Below are 18692 nucleotides of genomic sequence, written 5' to 3'. Positions count from 1 at the left end.
ACAGACAGATTATATTTTTTTATAACCATTTATTCAAGCATGCTTTTGAGTAACAATTGATTAACAAATGCCTATGTCTAACACTTTTGAGATTAAGAAAATTTGGTTAGATAGTATACTGCAATTTGTGTTCTGTTTTTAAGATTTAACTTTTGAAGAATGGATGTTATGTAGTTTCTTACTGTACCTTCAGAGATGAAAAGCATGGCTGCAATTTCCTTATTTGAGTATCCTTGCGATATGAGCTTTGCAATTTGAAGCTCTCTTTCAGTAAGGTTTTGTGTTTTTTCAAGTAGCTGTTTACTAGTCCTTTTCAATACATCTGAAATGTATAAAGCAATTTCTTTGTCTATAACAACCTTACCATCAAGCACAGACAAAATGGAATTTACAATATGCTTTGCATCAGAGCTTTTAAGGATGTACCCATCTGCGCCAAAACTCAGGCTCTTTTCTATGTAATCCTCTTCACAAAATGTTGTTAATATTATCACTTTGACATTTGGAAATTTGGTTTTTATATTAAAAGTTCCATCAATCCCATCCATAACAGGCATTCTAATATCCATAAGAACAATGTCTGGATTTTTTTGCATTACTACGTCTATTGCATCTTTTGCATTTGTGCAAAGCCCAACCACATCAAAGTTTTCAAGTTCAAGTATGATTTTAAGACCATCTAAAACAGATTTATCATCGTCAACAATCAACACCTTTGGTTTTACCACAGAAATTTATTCCCCCTTACACTTTAATGGAACAAACACAACTATAGAAAATCCAAAATGGTTGTCAATATTAACGGTGGCATTCATTGCTTTCGACCTTAATTTTATGCTCATAAGTCCAATACCGTCTTTGATTTCTCCTTTTTTTGTACCGTTGTCATGTATATACAAGCGAACATACATTGGTTTTGCTTCTAAATATACAGTAACAACAGTTGCATTTGAGTGTTTAGAAACGTTTACAAGAGCTTCTTTTAAAATTGCCATTAAGTTTTCGAATATGTACGATGGTATATTCTCAATGTCACCGCTGCACTTTAAATTTAATTTGCAAAAGTTAAACTCTTCTATCACCTTTTCTATATACCTTGTTTTAGACTCAAAAGAATTTTTGTGCGAATATACAAAGTTTCTGAGGTTCTTATATGAAACTTGAGTTTGGTTTAAACATGATGAAAGTATCTTATTTATTTGTTCATCTTCTAAAAGACCTTTTTTCTCAAGAAATGTCTTTAGAGCATTTAGCTGGATATTGACTGCTGCTAAATTGTGCCCCACTGTATCATGCAAAGAAGCTACAAGTTTCATCTGCTGATTTTTTTCAGAAAGCTTTTGTATTGTTTGCTGGGATTGTAAAAGTTCTGATTTGAGTCTGCTCAGTTGAAGATTTAGGAGTCTTAGATTATCTATGTTCTGAATATACTTTTGTTTGTTTTCTTGAAGTATTTGGTAGGTTGATTTTGAGTAAAGAGCAAATATACAGATTAGGAAATAATCTTTTGCAAAATTTGCAGGCATAAAGAACGTAAATATCAATAATAAAAAAGCTATTAGCATTGGTACAAGTTTGCTTTTATAATCCCAGAATGTGATCAATGAGCAGGGAATCAAAAATGAAAATTCCCATCCAAAAAGTTTGATGGAAATTACAATTAAAATTAGCTGAACAAAAGATATTGTGAAAACATAAAATCTTGATTTCAAATATTCAGTTTTTGCAACATCTAATATCAAAAATACAAGCAAAAACAAAATTATAACTTTTGAAATTTTTAGATTGATATATAGGCTAAAGAAGGCATATATAGTTACAATTAGTGGTAACATAGCATTTCATCTCATTTAACTGTTTTCTTACAAACATTTTATCATATTTTATATCGTATTTTGAAATATTAATGCAAGAAAATATAACATTTATTTAATTACATCTTTAAAATTACATTTTTGGAAAGCCGATTTATGCCAACAAGAACAAAAAGTATACAAAATGTTATTACTATCAATATATCAATTAGCATGTTTTCAAGGGGCTTGCCTATTAGCATATTTTTTGTAAGATTTGTTGCATATGTTGTTGGAAAAATAAGAGCTAATTTTTGCAAAAACATTGGCATAATGCTAAGCGGCCAGTAGCAGCCACCAATCATGCACATAATTGTTACAACCATAGAGTTTAAAGTTGCAAGTTTTTTTATATCATTTACTATGCTTATGAACATCACTGCAAATGAAACAAACATAAAGCTACAAATAGAAAGAACTATTAATATGACCAGAATATTTACGCCAAATGAAAGGTTGAGAAAATACTTGCATAACACAACAAAAAATAGTAGCTGTAAAAATGTAACTGAAAATATGCTCAATATTGATTGTAAGATATAACTTTGTGGTGAAACTGGTGAACAAAGAATCCTTATAATAACTCTTTCTTGATAATCTTTTAGTATAATGTTTGAAGCATTTAAAGCAAGCCAAAAAAGAGACATTACAAAAAGTCCCGAAGCAAATGAAACAGAAAGTGCTTTTGACTCATGCTTAAATTGTTCGCTGAATACCAAAGGTGAGTGTTCAAAAATATACTTAGAAGTTTCTAAATATTTTGATTTATTTATGTTATTTTGTGAAATAAGAACCTTAAAAATGCTATTTATATATTCTTTTAAAACCATATGTGTCTCAGCCTTACCAAAAGTGTATATTTTGATATTTGTTCTTTTTCCATTTATAATATCATCAATTGTCTTATTATTTAACACAATAACGCAGTCAACACCGCTCTGAACCATCTGACTTACAATAGACTTTTGAGGGTCAAAGATTTTTACATCAAAGCATTTCCTTAGCTGATTATCTATAACTTCTACTATACTTGTCTTATTTTTGTCAGTTATAATTCCAATCTTGTAAAGTGTATCAACATTTGTTGCGAAAAATGTCGAAAGAGCTACTGCAACCGATGGAAGTACTATCATCAAAAATAGATTGAATCTGTCTTTCAGCAACCTTTTTATATTTATCCTGAAAACTGCCATGATTTCACCTTCCTTATCAAAAGTGCGCAAATAATGAAAATACATAAACAAATGAAAATAAGATATAGCAAAGCATTTTTAGAATATCTTGTATCTGCAGGATTGTAAATTATACTAAAGAAAGCTGATTGTACAGCATAATTTGGCAAAAACTCTCTCAACGTGCCCAAGAACCCGTTTCCTAAGTCAACTCGCATATATCCTCCTGCCAAAAATGTAAATACGATAGCGGCTGAGCTCACAATTACATTTGAAATCATATAGTTTTTAACAACAAGAGCGACAAAAACTCCAAAAAGTATTGCAAATATGCTGTATACAAGCAAAAGTATAAATACAAGTATTAAGTTATTACCCCAGTTTGCGTGGTAAATGTATTTCGAAAATATAACAATAAGACAAAGCTGAGCATACAAAAATACCATTTGAGCAAGCGCCTTTGCAATGAATATATCATATGGACTTTTTGGTGATGCAAAAAGTCTTAGCAAGGTATTTTGCCGCCTTTCTTCTTCAATAACAGCAATTCCACCAAAACTTCCATAAAGCGCCATCATGACAACCATTGTAACTGCATAGTAATCAAGAGCTCTTGGGAAGTGACCCGAAAATGCAGATTCAAAATTTATCGATTTTGGTATGTCAGAAGGCGAATAAATACTTTTTATAAATTTGTAGTAGTTTGCAAAAATATTAAAATACACTTTGACAAATTCAGCTTCTTGTGAACCTGCTTTTGAGGTAATTTCAATATCAAAATTTCCAAAAGGGCTATAATTTGAATGATTATTCCTTTGACGCTTTTTAAACATTACAACAGCAACGTATTTATTAGAAGATGAAAACTTTTTCAAAGCAACTGACTTAGAAGCAAAAACTTCTGCATGGAATACTTTTACAAATGTTTTATCATATCTTAAAATAGTATCATAAATACTTGGTTTAAAATTATCTTCAACAATAATTATATCCATCTTTGGGATATTAGCCTGTTTAAAGTATCCAGAAAGTGCATTACCAAGAATGAATATCAAGACAATTGGAAAGATGAGCATTATAGAAATAAGTGGAATGCTCATTACGTTTTCTTTTAATGTATAAAGAAAGGCTTTAAATGCTGCTCTCATGAACAATCTCTCCTTTTTCGTCTATGGTATAACCCATCACAGCAAAATACAGTTTTTCCATTGTTGGTTTTTCGTAAGTGATTGAAAGTATTTCGCAACCATCTTCAGATAAAATCTGCACAATTTCTTTGATAGGATTTTTTGATTTTTCAACTGTCAAAGTGAGAAGATTTTTAGTAAGGACTGCATTTTCAATGTCATCAATTTTTTTTAATTTTTCCAAAAGTCTTTCAGTAGCCTTGTTGAGTTTTATTTCAATAATGTTCTTTTCAGATAGTTTTTTCAAAAGATAGTCTTTTGGACCATATTCAATAACAGTTCCTTTATTTATAAAAGCAACAGATGTGCAGATTCTATCAACCTCTTCGATGTAGTGAGTAGTGTATATTATTGTAATCCCACTTTGAGAAAGTTTTTGAACAGATTCTAAAATTAGTTTTCTTGAGTATATATCAATTCCAACAGTAGGTTCATCCATTATAAGAAGTTTAGGGTTGTTTATAAGCGCTGCTGCAATGTTTATTCTTCGTTTCATCCCGCCAGAAAGATTTTTTACCTGTTTTTTTATACTATCATGCATTTGAACAAACTCTAAAGCAAACTCTATTCTCTCTTTCAGTACCTTTCCAGAGAGATTATAGAGTGACCCGAAAAAGCTTAAATTCTCATACACAGTTAAGTTACTATAAAGTGCGATTTCCTGTGGAACAATTCCAATTTGTGACTTTAACTCTTTCAAAGCTTTATTTAGAGGCTTTTCAAATATATTTATTTCACCTCTGTCTATGTTAGTAAGTCCCAGAATACAGTTTATAAAAGTAGTTTTTCCTGCACCATTTGGACCCAAAAGCCCAAAAATTTCACCTTCTTTGACAGTTAGTGACAGATTGTCAAGAGCCAAAACATTTGCATATCTTTTTACAAGGTTTTTGACCTCAAGCGCAATCATAGCTTTTCATCACCTTCTCAAATTTTAGTTAACTTCAATTACAATATTAGAATATACTATTGAAGAAAATTTTTGCAGTGATATTTGTCATGTTTTTATTAAAAAATTGTTTACAAATTTTTAAATAATTCTTTATACTTTTTTAAAAAATTTTGGGTTAAATATTAAGTGAAAAGGCTAATAAGGAAAGAACAAAAGATTGAAAAAAAGAGACTCCTCCTTTTAAGATAGATTTTGGAAGGGGCGGCAAAATGACAAAGGAATCTGTCCTTTGTCTCCGCCCCTTTCTTTGTTGAAGAGTTTGGATAAAAAAGAATAGTTATCGCAATTTTTTAAGATAAACATATTTTTATTCTTTGTGACTTAACCAAACAAAAAGCCATTTACCATATTATTTTAATTTTCAAAAACATATTGTAAATAATCCAATTGTTACATCTCTTATTCTATTCAAAGTAGTTTACAAATACTAACAATAACAAAAAAATATACTACAATAATTGTTTCTGAACCTTAAAAATCAAAAAATCACAATGCCTTGTTTTTTGTCATTTGTAAATAACAATTAATTAACATAAAGACAGTTTCAAAAAGTTTAAATAATTCAAATAAACGAATTAATCAAATACCACAAAGCAGGCACAAATATTGCAGGGAGAAGATTGCCAACTTTAATTTTTGATACGCCAAGCATATTTATTCCTATTGCGAATATCAGAACAGAACCCACCATTGACATTTGCAAAACTACTATGTCTGTCAAAAATGGTTTTATCAATCCTGCCAAAAGTGTTATAGTCCCTTGATAAAAAAGCACGGCAACACTTGAGAACATCACGCCAATTCCCAATGTTGCTGAGAATATTATGGAAGTTATACCATCTAAAATGGATTTTGCAAAAAGAATGCTAAAGTTATGGTTTAGCCCATCTTCAAGACTCCCTACAATAGCCATAGCTCCAACACAAAACACAAGACTTGCAGTGACAAAGCCTTCTGTAAATGTTGAGTTTTCTGATTTTATTACTTTTGATACAGCCTTTTTAATTCTATCACCAAGCTTTTCCAAAAAATCTTCAATTCTCAAAATCTCTCCTACAAGCCCACCAATTACAAGCGAAAAAATCATTAGCATTATGAACTGCCTGTCTATTTTGCCGTTTGAAAGTATTTTAAAAATTCCCTGCAATACACCAGAAATTCCAATAAAGATAACAGAAAGAGATATTGCCTGCATAATTGTTGCCTTGAATCTTTCTGGTATCCCAAATTTTAAAATAAGTCCAAAAATAGAGCCTACAATAACAGCAAGTGCATTTACTATAGTTCCAAGCCCTGTCATATTTTAAATTCTCCTTTGTATGTAATATTTTTGACTTTAAACTTGTTATAGTAGTATAATTGTTATATAAAAATAATTATTTTGAATACTTCAAACTGATATACAACCTTATAACATTTTTATTATTTATATTTTGATAACAAATCTAGAACTCACGACATGTTGAAAAGTTATATTTTTAAAATATTATATTACTTTTTTTAAAGATTATCAAATTATTTTAAAAGGGTGAAAGAAAAATGGGTATTTCGAAAGAAATAGTAAACCAGATTGCTGAGAGCATGTTGTCGCTTTTTCCAATGATAACAAAGAACATTTTAAAAAAAGATGAATTTTCAGAAAAATATGGTCTGCCACCACGTTTTATTCACATTTTACATATCACAGATGTTTTTGGACCCATGAATATGTCTGAGCTTGCAAAAAGGCTTAACATCTCAGCACCAAACCTTACACCTATTATAGATAAGCTTATTGCTGAAGGATATGTACAAAAGCTTAAAGATGAGTCTGACAGACGAATTTCAATAGTACAGACAACTAAAAAAGGTAAAGAACTTTTAAGTTTTCACACTCAGTGGGTAAACCAAAATTTAGAAAAAAACCTTTCGAGACTTTCTGAAGATGAAATTGAAGAGTTGTGGTACTTGCTCAAAAGGTTGAAAAAGCTTGTACTTAAAATGATAGGATGTTGTTTGGAGAAAAAGGAGGGCAGCAGTAAAGATGATAAAGCTTTTTAGGTATTTAAAACCTTACAAATGGGCAGTGATTTTAGCTCCGCTTTTTATGCTTTTAGAAGTTATGATGGACCTAATGCAGCCGAGGTTTATGGAGAGGATAATTGATATTGGACTCAAAAGAGGCGATATAGGGTATATTTTGAAAATAGGTTTAATAATGATTGTAGCAGCCTTAATTGGAATGGTTGGTGGTGGTGGATGTGTTGTATTTTCAAGCATAGCAAGCCAGAACTTTGCATATGATTTGAGATGCGAACTTTTTAGAAAGGTTATGGCATTTTCTTTTAAAAATTTAGATAGATTCAGACCAGAGACACTGATTACGAGACTCACAAATGACGTTGCTCAGATTCAAAATGTTGTTATGATGATGCTTAGGATTGTTGTACGAGCACCACTTCTCTTTATAGGTGGGATTATAATGACTCTCACAATCGACCCAAAATTATCTTTAGTGTTATTTGTCTGTATACCATTTGTAATATTAATTTTTTACTTAATGATTAAATTTAGCTTCCCATTATTTTACCAGCTCCAGAAAAGAATAGATAGGGTGAACGCTGTAATGCGCGAGAACCTTTTAGGAAGCAGGGTTGTAAAAGCTTTTGTCAGACACGAATATGAACAAAAAAGGTTTTATGATGCAAACCAGAATCTTTTGCAAACCTCTTTAAAGGCTTTTGGGATTGTTGTAATAATAATGCCGCTTTTTGGACTTGTTATGAATATGGCAATGGTTGGTGTTGTATGGTTTGGCGGGTTTGAAGTAAAATATGGCAACCTGCAAGTGGGACAACTCATGGCATTTATAAACTATTCTATGCAAATATTGTTTTCTCTCATGATGATAGGAAATATCTTTTTATTTATCACAAGAGCAAGTGCATCTGCGGAAAGAATAAACGAAGTTTTAGATTGCGAGATTGATATCAAAAGTAAGGAAAAGGCTATTAAAAAACCAATTGAATTTGGCAAGGTAGAGTTTAGAAATGTAACATTTTACTATAACCAAGATGAAGAAAATCCGGCGCTTGAGAACATATCATTTGTTGCAAATCCTGGTGAGATAGTTGGAATTATTGGCACAACAGGTTCTGGTAAATCTACATTGGTAAGCTTAATCCCAAGACTTTACGATGTTCAAGAAGGTGAAGTACTGATTGACGATATAAATGTAAAAGACTATGATGTTGAAGCTTTGCGAAAAGTCATAAGTATTGTTTTACAAGACACAATTCTCTTTACAGGTTCAATAAAAGAAAACATTGCATGGGGCAACGAAAATGCCACAATGGAAGAGATAATTCAAGCTGCAAAGACGGCACAAGCTCACGATTTTATCATGAGTTTTGAAAAAGGGTATGACACAGACGTATCTGAGCGTGGAGTAAACCTTTCTGGTGGGCAAAAACAGAGAATTTCAATTGCCAGAGCAATCTTGAAAAAACCTAAAATACTAATATTAGATGATTGCACCTCTGCTGTCGATATGGCAACTGAAAAAAAGATTCAAGCAGCACTTAAAGAGTACATGAAAGGGACAACAACATTTATAATTGCCCAAAGAATATCTTCAATTAAACATGCAGACAAGATAATTGTTATGGACGCCGGCAAGATTGTCGCAATTGGCACACATGATGAGCTTATCAAAAGCTCTCCCCTCTACAGAGAGATCTACTTAACTCAAACAGGAGAGGAGGAAAACAAAATTGCCTGATAAAAAGCATCAATCTTCATTTCAACCGCCTGTATTTGGACCAGGTCCTGTGCCGGGAAGAGGTCCAGGACATAGATTTTCAAACAAAGGTTCAAAACCTAAGGATTTGAAAGTTACTTTAAAAAGGCTATGGGGATATTTTAAAGAATTTAAGCTTTTGTTATTAGTGATATTTTTAACTATTACAATAGGTGCAATTTTACAGATTATCTCTCCACTTTTAATTCAACAAGCTATAGACAATTATATAATTCCCAGAAGACTTAGTGGACTTTATAAAATAATTTTAGGAATGATAGGGATTTACATTGTCAATTCAATTTTTGCTTATCTTCAGGGTTATGGTATGATGGTAATTTCACAAAAAGTTGTTTTTAAGATGCGAAATGACCTTTTTTCAAAACTTCAAAAACTACCAATAAAGATTTTTGACACAAAATCGCATGGAGATTTAATGTCAAGGCTTACAAACGACATTGATGTTGTTACAAATACCTTGAACGCAAGCTTGACTTCTATTTTTTCAAGCATTATAACGATTGTAGGTTCGATTGTTGTTATGCTTTTATTAAGTCCAGTTTTGACAGTTTTAACATTGACAGTTGTGCCACTTATGTTTTGGCTTACTAATCTTATTGCATCGAGAACGAGAAAATTGTTTTCTCAAAACCAAAAGCTATTAGGAAGTCTAAATGGTATAATTGAAGAAGACATAACAGGTCAAAAAGTTATAAAGGTTTTTACAAGAGAAGAAAAAGAAATTAAAAAGTTTGAAAAAGTTAATAAGGAATTAACACAGGTGGGGATAAAAGCACAGATATTTTCAGGAATCATTCCACCTCTTATGAACCTTTTGAACAACCTTGCGTTTATCATTGTTGCAGCATCAGGAGGTTTTTTAGCACTCAAAGGCTTTATTACAGTTGGCACAATTGCAAGTTTTATTCAGTATGCAAGACAGTTTACAAGGCCGCTCAATGATCTTGCAAACCAGTTCAATCAAATTCAATCTGCGTTTGCTGCTGCAGAAAGAGTATTTGAGATTATGGATGAGCAAGAAGAAATGTCTTCAGAAGATGAAGTTGAACTGAAAGACATCAAAGGAGAGGTAGAATTTAGAAATGTATGGTTTTCATATACAAAAGGTCAACCTGTGATAAAAAATATCAGTTTTAAAGTAAAACCCGGGCAAATGGTTGCGCTAGTTGGTCCAACTGGAAGTGGTAAAACTACAATTGTAAATTTACTAAGCAGATTTTATGATGTGGACAGTGGTCAGATTTTAATTGATGGTATTGACATAAGAAAAATAAACAGACACAGTCTCAGAAAAAAGCTTGGGATTGTCCTTCAAGACACGTTTTTGTTTTCAGAGCCTGTGAAAGAAAATATCCGATATGGAAAGCTTTCAGCCACTGACGATGAGGTAATATTAGCTTCAAAGATGGCAAACGCACATGACTTTGTAAAACATCTTCCGCATGGTTACAATACAGTGCTTACAGACAACGGAATGGATTTGAGCCAAGGTCAGCGTCAGCTATTGGCTATTGCAAGGGCAATTTTGTCTGACCCTGCCATTCTTATCTTAGATGAGGCAACAAGTAACATTGATACAAGAACAGAAAAACTTGTTCAAAGTGCAATGTTAAAACTTATGCAGGGAAGGACAAGTTTTGTAATAGCCCACAGACTTTCAACTATCAGAAATGCTGACCTTATCCTTGTTATATACAACGGTGAAATTATCGAACAAGGTACCCATGAAGATCTTTTAGCCAAAAAAGGGTTTTATTATAATCTATATATGAGTCAGTTTGTGGTGGTGTGAAATATAAAGTAATAAAATAAAAAGTTGTATAGTTTTTTAAAATACAATATTGCTATACTAAAAAGTAATAAGGTATAATGAAAACGATTAAGAAATGAGAAATGAATAAATATTGAAGTTAGATTCTTTAAAGGCATGGGTAAAAATATATTAAACATTCGAGGGGGACTGGAGGCATTTTAATTTATGTTTTCAAAGTTTTATCTTTCAAAATGTTTCAACAAAGGTTTAAAAACAGCACTTTTGTTTTTTATCTTGAACATAGCTTATTTAGCAGGAGTTATCTACATAGTATTTTATAGAGAACCACTTTTTGAAAAATGCAAACTAGTTGTTGCTATTCTCACAACTGCAGTAGTTATAGCAGACAGCTTTTATTTATTTTATGTGCTTTATAAACTTTTACAAGAAAAATATAAACTTAAAATGTTTTTGCATAAGACAGTTGCAGAGAGTGATATTTTAAAAAGAAAACTTTTTGAGATAACAAAAAAGGAGTACAAAAAGTTACCAAATGGGAAAACGACAAAGATAGTTGAGATTGCCTATTTTGACATGGTTACAGGTCTTCCAAATAAACTTCAGCTTGAGATATTCTTTGATAGGTTAAGAAAAGATGTGCCTTCACATTTTAATGAAATAGCGGTTGTTGTTTTGGATATAGAAAATTTATTAGAATTTAAAACGGTGAATCTTTATTCACTTACTAATGTTATATTAAAAGATATTGGATATAAACTTAAAAATGAACTTCCTGAAAGAAGTTTTGTTGCAAAAATAGAAGATAATAAATTTGTAATACTTTTTTATGATTATGGTTGTAGGGATTTGCTTTTGCAGTACATAAAAATTATAGAAGAAATCATAGATGGAAAATGGTATTTAGTCGGTGAGGAACTTGAACTGAAGAGTATTATAGGAGTTGCTTTTTATCCTAATGATGGAAATAACCTTTTTGAGATTTTAAGATCTGCTACAAAAGCGCTTGAACACGCAAAAATAGTTAATCACAGAAAGATATATTTTACGAGTAATGAAGAGAATACAAAATTTTCATTTTGTATTTCCTTATCAAAAGAACTCAAGACAGCTGTATGTAAAAAGAATTTTTTGCTTGTGTACCAACCATTGATTGATTTGAAGAAAAACAAAGTTGCAGGAGCAGAAGTGTTTTTAAGATGGATAAACCCTCAAAAGGGGATAATCTCTGCTAAAGAATTTATGTCAATTGCCCAGAAAGAAGGTATGATTCCTGAGATTGAAGAGTGGGTACTGGATACAGTTTCACAGGATATAGAAGATTTTGAGAGGACATGTACTGAGGAGTTTTTTATATCTTTAAATGTGTCTTTTTTAGACTCGTATGTGGTTGAACGCATATTTTCAAACAAGGTTTTAACTTCTTATGAAAAATATAGCGATATGATAGTGTTTGAGATAAGCCAACAGGACATTGATGCAAATCTTTCTGAATGTTTAAAAGTTGCTGAAGAAGTTAAACAAAAAGGTTTTAGAATAATTATTGATGATTGGTGCAGTGATAATATTGCTATTGATACTATAAGGTATTTTCCTGTTGATGCAGTAAAGATTGACAACAGATGTATAGAAACTGTGGTCTTTGACAAGAGTATATGGACGATAGTTAAAGGAGTTATTGATATAGCCCATGCTTTAAAGATAAAAGTAATTGCTGAAGGTGTAGAAACATCATTTCATTACAAGATTGCAAAAGATCTTGGTTGTGACGTTGCTCAAGGTTTTCTATTTTCAAAACCACTTTTTAGAAGTGAGTTTTTAGAGTTTTATAAAAAACATGAAAATCAATTAATGGTTGTGTAAATATTATTCGAACGTTCACTCAAAAATTTTTTGTATCATTCGGAAATTATGATATAATAATTTTCAATAAATATTTAAGAGTATCCTATTGCCGGTTGTATTTTTGGAGGTGTCTTTTTTGCAAAAGATTGGTAAACAAGAAAGGCTTATTTTTATAACAAGCACACTTGTTCAAAACCCGATGAAACTTTTTAGCCTCAATTTTTTTTGTGAAAAACTGAGCTGTGCGAAATCAACATTGAGTGAAGATATAGATTTGATATCTCAAATATTTATTCAAACAGGTCAGGGGAGACTTGAAACAGTTAGTGGAGCTGCAGGTGGGGTTTATTACATCCCTGTTATGAACAAAGAAGAGGAATTGGAGTTTTTAGAATTTCTTAGAAATGACTTGCAAAATCCTGAGAGAATTGTGTCAGGCGGCTTTGTATATATAAACGATATAGTTTTTAATCCTGAGGTAATTAAGAAGGCTGCCAAAATATTTGTAAGGTTATTCTTAGAAAAAGAGATAGATTACATTGCCACTGTTGAGGCAAAAGGTATAGCTTTGGCATCGTATGTTGCCCAGTATTTCAATAAACCTTTAGTTGTTGCAAGAAACTCAAGCAAGTTTACAGAAGGGTCAACTGTTAATATTTCATATATTTCTGGCACAACAGGTAAAATTGAAACAATGACAATGGCAAAAAAAGCTATTAAAAGGGGAACAAAGGTACTGTTTATAGATGACTTTATGCGCGGCGGTGGAACAGTTCGGGGTATGAAAGATTTACTTTCAGAGTTCGAATCAAGTTTGGTTGGTGTTGGGGTGCTAATCGCTACAAAAGATAAAAAGTCTGTCGATGTGGATTACAAAAGCCTCTTGATTCTTGAGGAACTTGATGCCGAAAATAAAAAAATTATCTTTTCTATCAACCCTCAGGTTATTTCATAAAAATTATACAATATGCACCAAATAAAAAGAAATTTTTGTTAAAAATGATAAAGGAAAAGATTAAAAAGTGGAGAATTATATAAAATAACAACATTAAATTTTAACATGGAGGATGGACTTATGCAGGTGACAGATGTTAGAATTAGAAAGATTACAAACGAAGGAAGAATGAAGGCTATTGTATCTGTGACATTTGACAACTGTTTTGTCGTTCATGACATTAAGATTATCGAGGGGCAAAACGGGCTTTTCATTGCTATGCCAAGCCGTAAAACACCTGAAGGTGAGTTTAAAGATATTGCTCATCCAATTAATCAGGAGACGCGTGACATGGTTCAAAAAGCTGTTATTGAAAAGTATGAAGCTGTTATCTCAGCTGGAGAATAAAATAGTAGCTTAAATTAAAAGAAAAAGAGGGTCTTTAGGGAAAAATTGATTCCTAAAGCCCTTTTTGTTTTTTAGTGAACCGTGATGAGGTTTATACCTGGAAGCAGGTCAATGATAATTCTCTTTTCCTGACCATTTTGTAAAAGAGCGATTAGTGTAAAACCTTTTATTTCAGAATAGTTTTTATTATCTATAACAAGAGTAGTTGAATCAAGCGGAGTTATTTGTACGTTCTTGAGAGCTACTTCATAGTCGATAAATTCTTTTACTGTTGGTACCCACAAAAGTTTTTTGCTCATGAGGTTTGCAACAAGTCTTAAGCTTTTGTCAAACTGAGGCGAGATATATACATTTTTATTTTTCACAACAAAAAGCTTATTTTTCTGCATAGGGTGTGCAAAATAGTCGTGAATAATACACACTCCATTTTCATTAACAAGTTTATTAAGCTGAGATTGTGAGATAATCTTTGGAAGATTTTTGAATCTTACCGAGTTCCATTGGTATAACGAATTGCCTTCACCAAAGTTGTAGTTTTTGAAAAAAATTTGCGGATGCCATGTAACCTTATCAGGCTGAAGCATGTTAAGAGTATCAAGCTTTACGTCAAGATACGACCAGCAGTATTTGTATCCATGTTTCAAAAAAAGGTCAAACGAATAGTTTTTGCTGCCATGAATAGCACCTTCGCTCTTTAAAGCTGCATTTCGTGTACCATCAGAAAGGCTGTGGTCAATCCAGTCGTCAAGTTTTAAATAGCTTGTATCCTCTAATGCTTTTTTAATAAGCTCAACAGTGTTTTCTTTGGCAACTGGTGATGCTGTGTGCAAAACCACCTCTATTTTATTTTGTGCCAAAAATTCTATAAGATTTCTATATTCTGGATTATCAAAACCAGGTATTCCCTTTACTGACTTGTAGAAGAATCCCCATGTTATTGGAATTTTATATCCTACAAATCCCTTTTTCATATAAGTAGGGTCTTTAGCATCTGTTGTGCCAAACATCATGGCTTTTATAATCGAAATCATGTTTGAGTCAGAATGATGAGAAAATATTAGAATAGCTTTTGTGCCGTTTGGTGCTCTTGATTTTATTGAATATGTGTATTCTGCAGGAAATATTGAATATGCATATGTCTTTTCAAATCCCTTTCTAAAAAGCTGTGTTGTAGTGTATATGTGTTCTCTGTTTTTTCCAATCACAAAATATTTTATATCATCAGAATTTGAAAGAAACATATATACATTTGCCTTATTTTTAATGTTATATGCTTCAATTGAATCGTAGTTGTTTGCATAACCTATAGCACAGTTTTCAAGCTTTAAATAAAAGTCTGAAAGAGAGTCTGTAACATACATCGGTTTTGTAAATTTTTCAAGTTTGTAATCTCTTTTTAAGATAAAAATAGGTTTTGACTCAAATTCGACTACTGAGTATTCTTTGAAAACTTGATGGTCTTCCTTAGACTTTAAACTCTCTTCAACATTTATAACATCCTGCGAAGAAGATACAAATATTTTTCTGGTAAACCTTTGGAAACCATTTTCAAACTCTTGCTCAATATAGTTATTATAAACCTGAACATTTTTAAGCAATAATGGGTATTCTGATGGTTTTATAAAAGTTATCTTGAAATTTTCAAACTCACAACTTATGAGATTGTGGCTTGTCTGAAAAATCTCAAAACTTATATATCTGCTATCAATCGGAATAGAAAAAGAAGTTTTAAATGTTCCTTTGCCAGAAGTTACTTTTATCTTTTCAGGAAGTACAAGGATTTTTGATTTATTTTCAGAAAAAATAGAAATTTGTACATTGATTGTTTCATCGTCTTTGAGTTGCGGTGGTCTTTTAAATGTACAGTTGTAATTAAAGGCAAGCTGAACAGATTGATATTGGTCTTTGAGAGCAATATTTGGCGAGGTTATTTTATAAAATGCATCTAATGTATGAAAATTAATCTTTAAAGTATTATTTTTGCCATCTGACAAAAATAAAAGGTCTGAAGGTTCGCTTTTTTCAAACTTCCAGTTAACCGCTCCATTTTCAAAAAACGGCAGCACAATTGTTTGAACCTCTTGTCTTTTTGTTGATGGTTCATTTAAAAGTTCAGGTGGCAATATTTTGGCAATAACTTGACTGCCTTTTAAAATCTCAATATAGTTTCCTTTTGGTTTTACAGCAAATAAAGACTTTACAGGTGCGTTCTGCAGAGCATGAACTTTGGTATAAGAAAATAGATTTATGAAAAAAACAAGTGGTATCAAAACTGCAACAAGGCTTTTCTTCATCTCTTTTATTATTTTATCTCCTTTCTGCTTTTTATTCTTTTGTGGTCCTGAATATTAATTATATTGCGTTAAAAAGAAAGATTCAATTAAAGTTACTTAATTTTTTCTTTTTGGATCTTTAAAATCTCTGAAACAAATACAAACTTTATATTTTCTTTTTCAGCCTTTTGAATTGCTTGCTTGAAAGCTTCAATTGTTGTTATGCCCCCCTCTGTTCCAAGATGACCTATTGCTATTGCAAACCCTTTCTTCTTTGCTGTATTAAAAAGAATATCAAATCTATCTTCTATTGGTTTTAATTCATTTCTTAAATCAAGCACAATGTCTGGGATGACCACATCAAGATCTATTTGCTTACCTATTTTAGAAAATGATGATTCCGAAGAAAAGGTTGAATCTACTATGAACAAATTATTTTCCTTTGCAATGGCAGAAAGCTTTTTTACTATTCTTTCATTTTTGCAGACAAGTGTACCCAGATGAATGCTCAGACCTTTGCTATTTACTACATTTGCCAGAGCATCTTTTAAAATTTTTTCAATTTCGTCATCTGGTGTTGAATTCATTATACTTCGCGGACAGAGCCAAGTATTACCTTCATCTTCAGGTTCCATCGATAGATGAAGAATAACTTCTTTTCCTTTTTCATAAGAGGCAAGTGATATCTTGTTTGAAAAAGGTAAAAAAGGAATAATGGCAATATCAAACGGTACGTTTATACTCAAAAGCTTTTGTACTTCTTCCTCATCCATTCCAGCATCTTCAAAAATTATAGCAACATATGACTGGGTTTGGTTGGCAACTTCTTTTATTTTTGGTTTCGGATTGTAAAAGAGATAAACCAAAAGCAAAGCGGCAGAACACAAAAGAGCAAGAAAGGGTATAAAGAATTTGCTTAGCTTTGTTTTTTCTATTATCACTAAAATATATCTTCTAAATTTCATCTTTTTCTCAAAATTGAAGCTTTTACTTCTCAATAAATAACTTATTCGTGTATTGCTTTTTATATGCAAATTTTAAAATGAAATTCATTTGAGGTTTTTCAAAAAACGTTCAAAATTTTCAGTAGATGCTACCCTGTATTTCCTGTTATATCTAACCTTATTATATTCTTCAACCAGCTTGTTCACCACATTAGCATTCGAAAGTTCGCCTTTTGAGATAGTCTTTCCCATCTCAAGCGGGGTATAAGAGCTTTTGAGCACATAATTTTTTCTGTGATAAAAGTATTCCATTGTAAGTTTAAATATGATTCGAAGTCGCAAATTTAAGTCGTTAATTTTTTCAAAATGTATTTTTTTAGGTTTAACATTTTTGAGTTTTTGATTATTTAACTTTTTTGCAAAGATAAATGTCTTTACATCTGTATAGTTTTGCGTTTGTTCTTCAATCTGAACCTTACCAGCAATGCTATTCAAAAATAATAAAAAGTTTGCTATCATTTGCTTCAATATATTAACAAAAATCCCAAACATCTTGTATATCAAAAATCCCAATATTGACAATGCAAGAATATAACCGATAAAGTCAAGAATCTGAGAAATGAGGGTCTTTTTTGCTGGTTTCATATTTTTGAAGAATTCTTCTAAACCGTTTTTTGAATCTGTCTGTAGTTTTGTTGTGGCAAACAAGGAGTTCAAAAAGTCAAGGATTTTCTTTATTATCTTCATCAAAAACTTTATTGTTTCCACAATAAATGAAACTATATATGGTGCAAGCCATTTAAATTTGAAAAGAAGAAGAAGTGTTGCGATAAATCCAACACTCAAAAAAAGGTTAATATAACTTATACTGCTTGATATACTATTTTTCCTTCTATACCTTCTACTCAGCAGATTTTCCAAGTTAACCCTATTTATAAGATAGACACTTGTCACCAAAAAGATTATTGAATAGGTTGTATATTGGTTTGTAATATTTTTTGGAATATTCATAAAACTTGATACTGCTCCCACTATTATTATAGCCCAAAGACCTGCTAAGACTGCTCCAAGCGAAAGAGAAACCTGTTCTTTTTCGAACATAAAATATGAGTAAATATAAAGTCCCATACAAAAAACTTGACCAAGGAACATTTCAAAAAAACCATATGGCTTTAATACAATTAATGCAAAACCTTGTGGAACTACTATTATAAACAAAATATTCAAAATCCTTTCCCATATTCCTTGGCTTTTTGCACGAATAAGATATGGTATTAGTAAAAATAAAACGTCCATAACAACAAATGCCAAGAATACATTTGACAAGTCTATTTGGACTACCATAGAAGAAAACATAATAAATATCGGAAAGACGAGGCTTGTTATTGCAAAAAGATATATATACTTTGTGATAAACTGATTAATTTTTTCCATACTTTTCACTCCAAAAGAAGTTTAGCTATAAATATATTAACAGAAAATGATAAAGGGTTTCAAAAAAATTTTTATTTAAAAAGTCAGAGCAATTTTAAACTATCTTTTATGCATCTAAAA

At 31.3% G+C, this 18692-nt stretch carries 15 protein-coding genes; 6 read left to right on the top strand and 9 right to left on the bottom strand.

Annotation, left to right across the window (positions count from 1 at the left end; all coding sequences use genetic code 11):
- Window positions 1-92: 92 nt before the first annotated feature.
- From CaldiYA01_RS11470 to CaldiYA01_RS11445, 6 genes are all read right to left on the bottom strand, one after another.
- A complete protein-coding gene (locus CaldiYA01_RS11470; protein ID WP_207179874.1) occupies window positions 93-728 on the bottom strand; it encodes a response regulator transcription factor in 636 nt (211 codons plus the stop codon).
- A 6-nt stretch (window positions 729-734) separates the two neighbouring features.
- Complete coding sequence (locus tag CaldiYA01_RS11465) at window positions 735-1835, bottom strand: sensor histidine kinase (RefSeq protein ID WP_207179872.1); 1101 nt, start codon at window positions 1833-1835, stop codon at window positions 735-737.
- A gap of 98 nt (window positions 1836-1933) precedes the next feature.
- The gene (locus tag CaldiYA01_RS11460; RefSeq protein WP_207179870.1) at window positions 1934-3046 is read right to left on the bottom strand and encodes an ABC transporter permease; all 1113 of its coding nucleotides are present in this window, start codon (window positions 3044-3046) and stop codon (window positions 1934-1936) included.
- The gene (locus CaldiYA01_RS11455) at window positions 3028-4173 is read right to left on the bottom strand and encodes an ABC transporter permease (protein WP_207179868.1); all 1146 of its coding nucleotides are present in this window, start codon (window positions 4171-4173) and stop codon (window positions 3028-3030) included. Before CaldiYA01_RS11455 ends, CaldiYA01_RS11460 begins: the two co-directional genes overlap by 19 nt.
- On the bottom strand, window positions 4157-5122 hold the full coding sequence (locus CaldiYA01_RS11450; RefSeq protein WP_207179866.1) for an ABC transporter ATP-binding protein: 966 nt from the start codon (window positions 5120-5122) through the stop codon (window positions 4157-4159). The genes CaldiYA01_RS11455 and CaldiYA01_RS11450 overlap by 17 nt, the downstream gene beginning before the upstream one ends.
- Before the next feature lie 604 nt (window positions 5123-5726).
- Complete coding sequence (locus CaldiYA01_RS11445) at window positions 5727-6464, bottom strand: DUF554 domain-containing protein (RefSeq protein ID WP_207179864.1); 738 nt, start codon at window positions 6462-6464, stop codon at window positions 5727-5729.
- 239 nt (window positions 6465-6703) lie between these two features.
- Between CaldiYA01_RS11445 and CaldiYA01_RS11440 the strand changes: the two genes are divergently transcribed.
- The 6 genes from CaldiYA01_RS11440 (at window position 6704) to spoVG (ending at window position 13921) form a co-directional block, all read left to right on the top strand.
- Entirely contained in the window at window positions 6704-7204 is a 501-nt protein-coding gene (locus CaldiYA01_RS11440) for a MarR family winged helix-turn-helix transcriptional regulator (RefSeq protein WP_207179862.1), read from the top strand.
- Window positions 7188-8924: an ABC transporter ATP-binding protein gene (locus tag CaldiYA01_RS11435; RefSeq protein ID WP_207179861.1), complete on the top strand. Its 1737-nt coding sequence runs from the start codon at window positions 7188-7190 to the stop codon at window positions 8922-8924. The genes CaldiYA01_RS11440 and CaldiYA01_RS11435 overlap by 17 nt, the downstream gene beginning before the upstream one ends.
- Window positions 8925-8973: 49 nt before the next feature.
- A complete protein-coding gene (locus tag CaldiYA01_RS11430) occupies window positions 8974-10755 on the top strand; it encodes an ABC transporter ATP-binding protein (protein ID WP_408612173.1) in 1782 nt (593 codons plus the stop codon).
- 186 nt (window positions 10756-10941) lie between these two features.
- Entirely contained in the window at window positions 10942-12597 is a 1656-nt protein-coding gene (locus tag CaldiYA01_RS11425; protein WP_207179859.1) for a GGDEF domain-containing protein, read from the top strand.
- 118 nt (window positions 12598-12715) lie between these two features.
- Window positions 12716-13534, top strand: coding sequence for a pur operon repressor (purR, locus tag CaldiYA01_RS11420; protein ID WP_207179858.1), 819 nt, complete (start codon window positions 12716-12718; stop codon window positions 13532-13534).
- A 120-nt stretch (window positions 13535-13654) separates the two neighbouring features.
- On the top strand, window positions 13655-13921 hold the full coding sequence (gene spoVG, locus CaldiYA01_RS11415; protein WP_013404331.1) for a septation regulator SpoVG: 267 nt from the start codon (window positions 13655-13657) through the stop codon (window positions 13919-13921).
- 71 nt (window positions 13922-13992) lie between these two features.
- Here the strand turns inward: spoVG and CaldiYA01_RS11410 are convergent, their stop codons facing one another.
- The 3 genes from CaldiYA01_RS11410 to CaldiYA01_RS11400 all read right to left on the bottom strand — a co-directional run bounded on the left by CaldiYA01_RS11410 (window position 13993) and on the right by CaldiYA01_RS11400 (window position 18572).
- The gene (locus CaldiYA01_RS11410) at window positions 13993-16215 is read right to left on the bottom strand and encodes a hypothetical protein (RefSeq protein WP_207179857.1); all 2223 of its coding nucleotides are present in this window, start codon (window positions 16213-16215) and stop codon (window positions 13993-13995) included.
- A gap of 92 nt (window positions 16216-16307) precedes the next feature.
- Window positions 16308-17159, bottom strand: coding sequence for a divergent polysaccharide deacetylase family protein (locus tag CaldiYA01_RS11405; RefSeq protein WP_207179856.1), 852 nt, complete (start codon window positions 17157-17159; stop codon window positions 16308-16310).
- Between the two features lie 84 nt (window positions 17160-17243).
- Window positions 17244-18572 (bottom strand): hypothetical protein, encoded by a 1329-nt coding sequence (locus CaldiYA01_RS11400; protein ID WP_207179854.1) that lies wholly within the window; start codon window positions 18570-18572, stop codon window positions 17244-17246.
- Window positions 18573-18692 lie beyond the last annotated feature (120 nt).

It is taken from the genome of Caldicellulosiruptor diazotrophicus, from assembly GCF_017347585.1.
Classification (GTDB): domain Bacteria; phylum Bacillota; class Thermoanaerobacteria; order Caldicellulosiruptorales; family Caldicellulosiruptoraceae; genus Caldicellulosiruptor; species Caldicellulosiruptor diazotrophicus.
The sequence above is the reverse complement of the archived record's forward strand: the minus strand, read 5'-3'. Positions and strand labels throughout refer to the sequence as shown.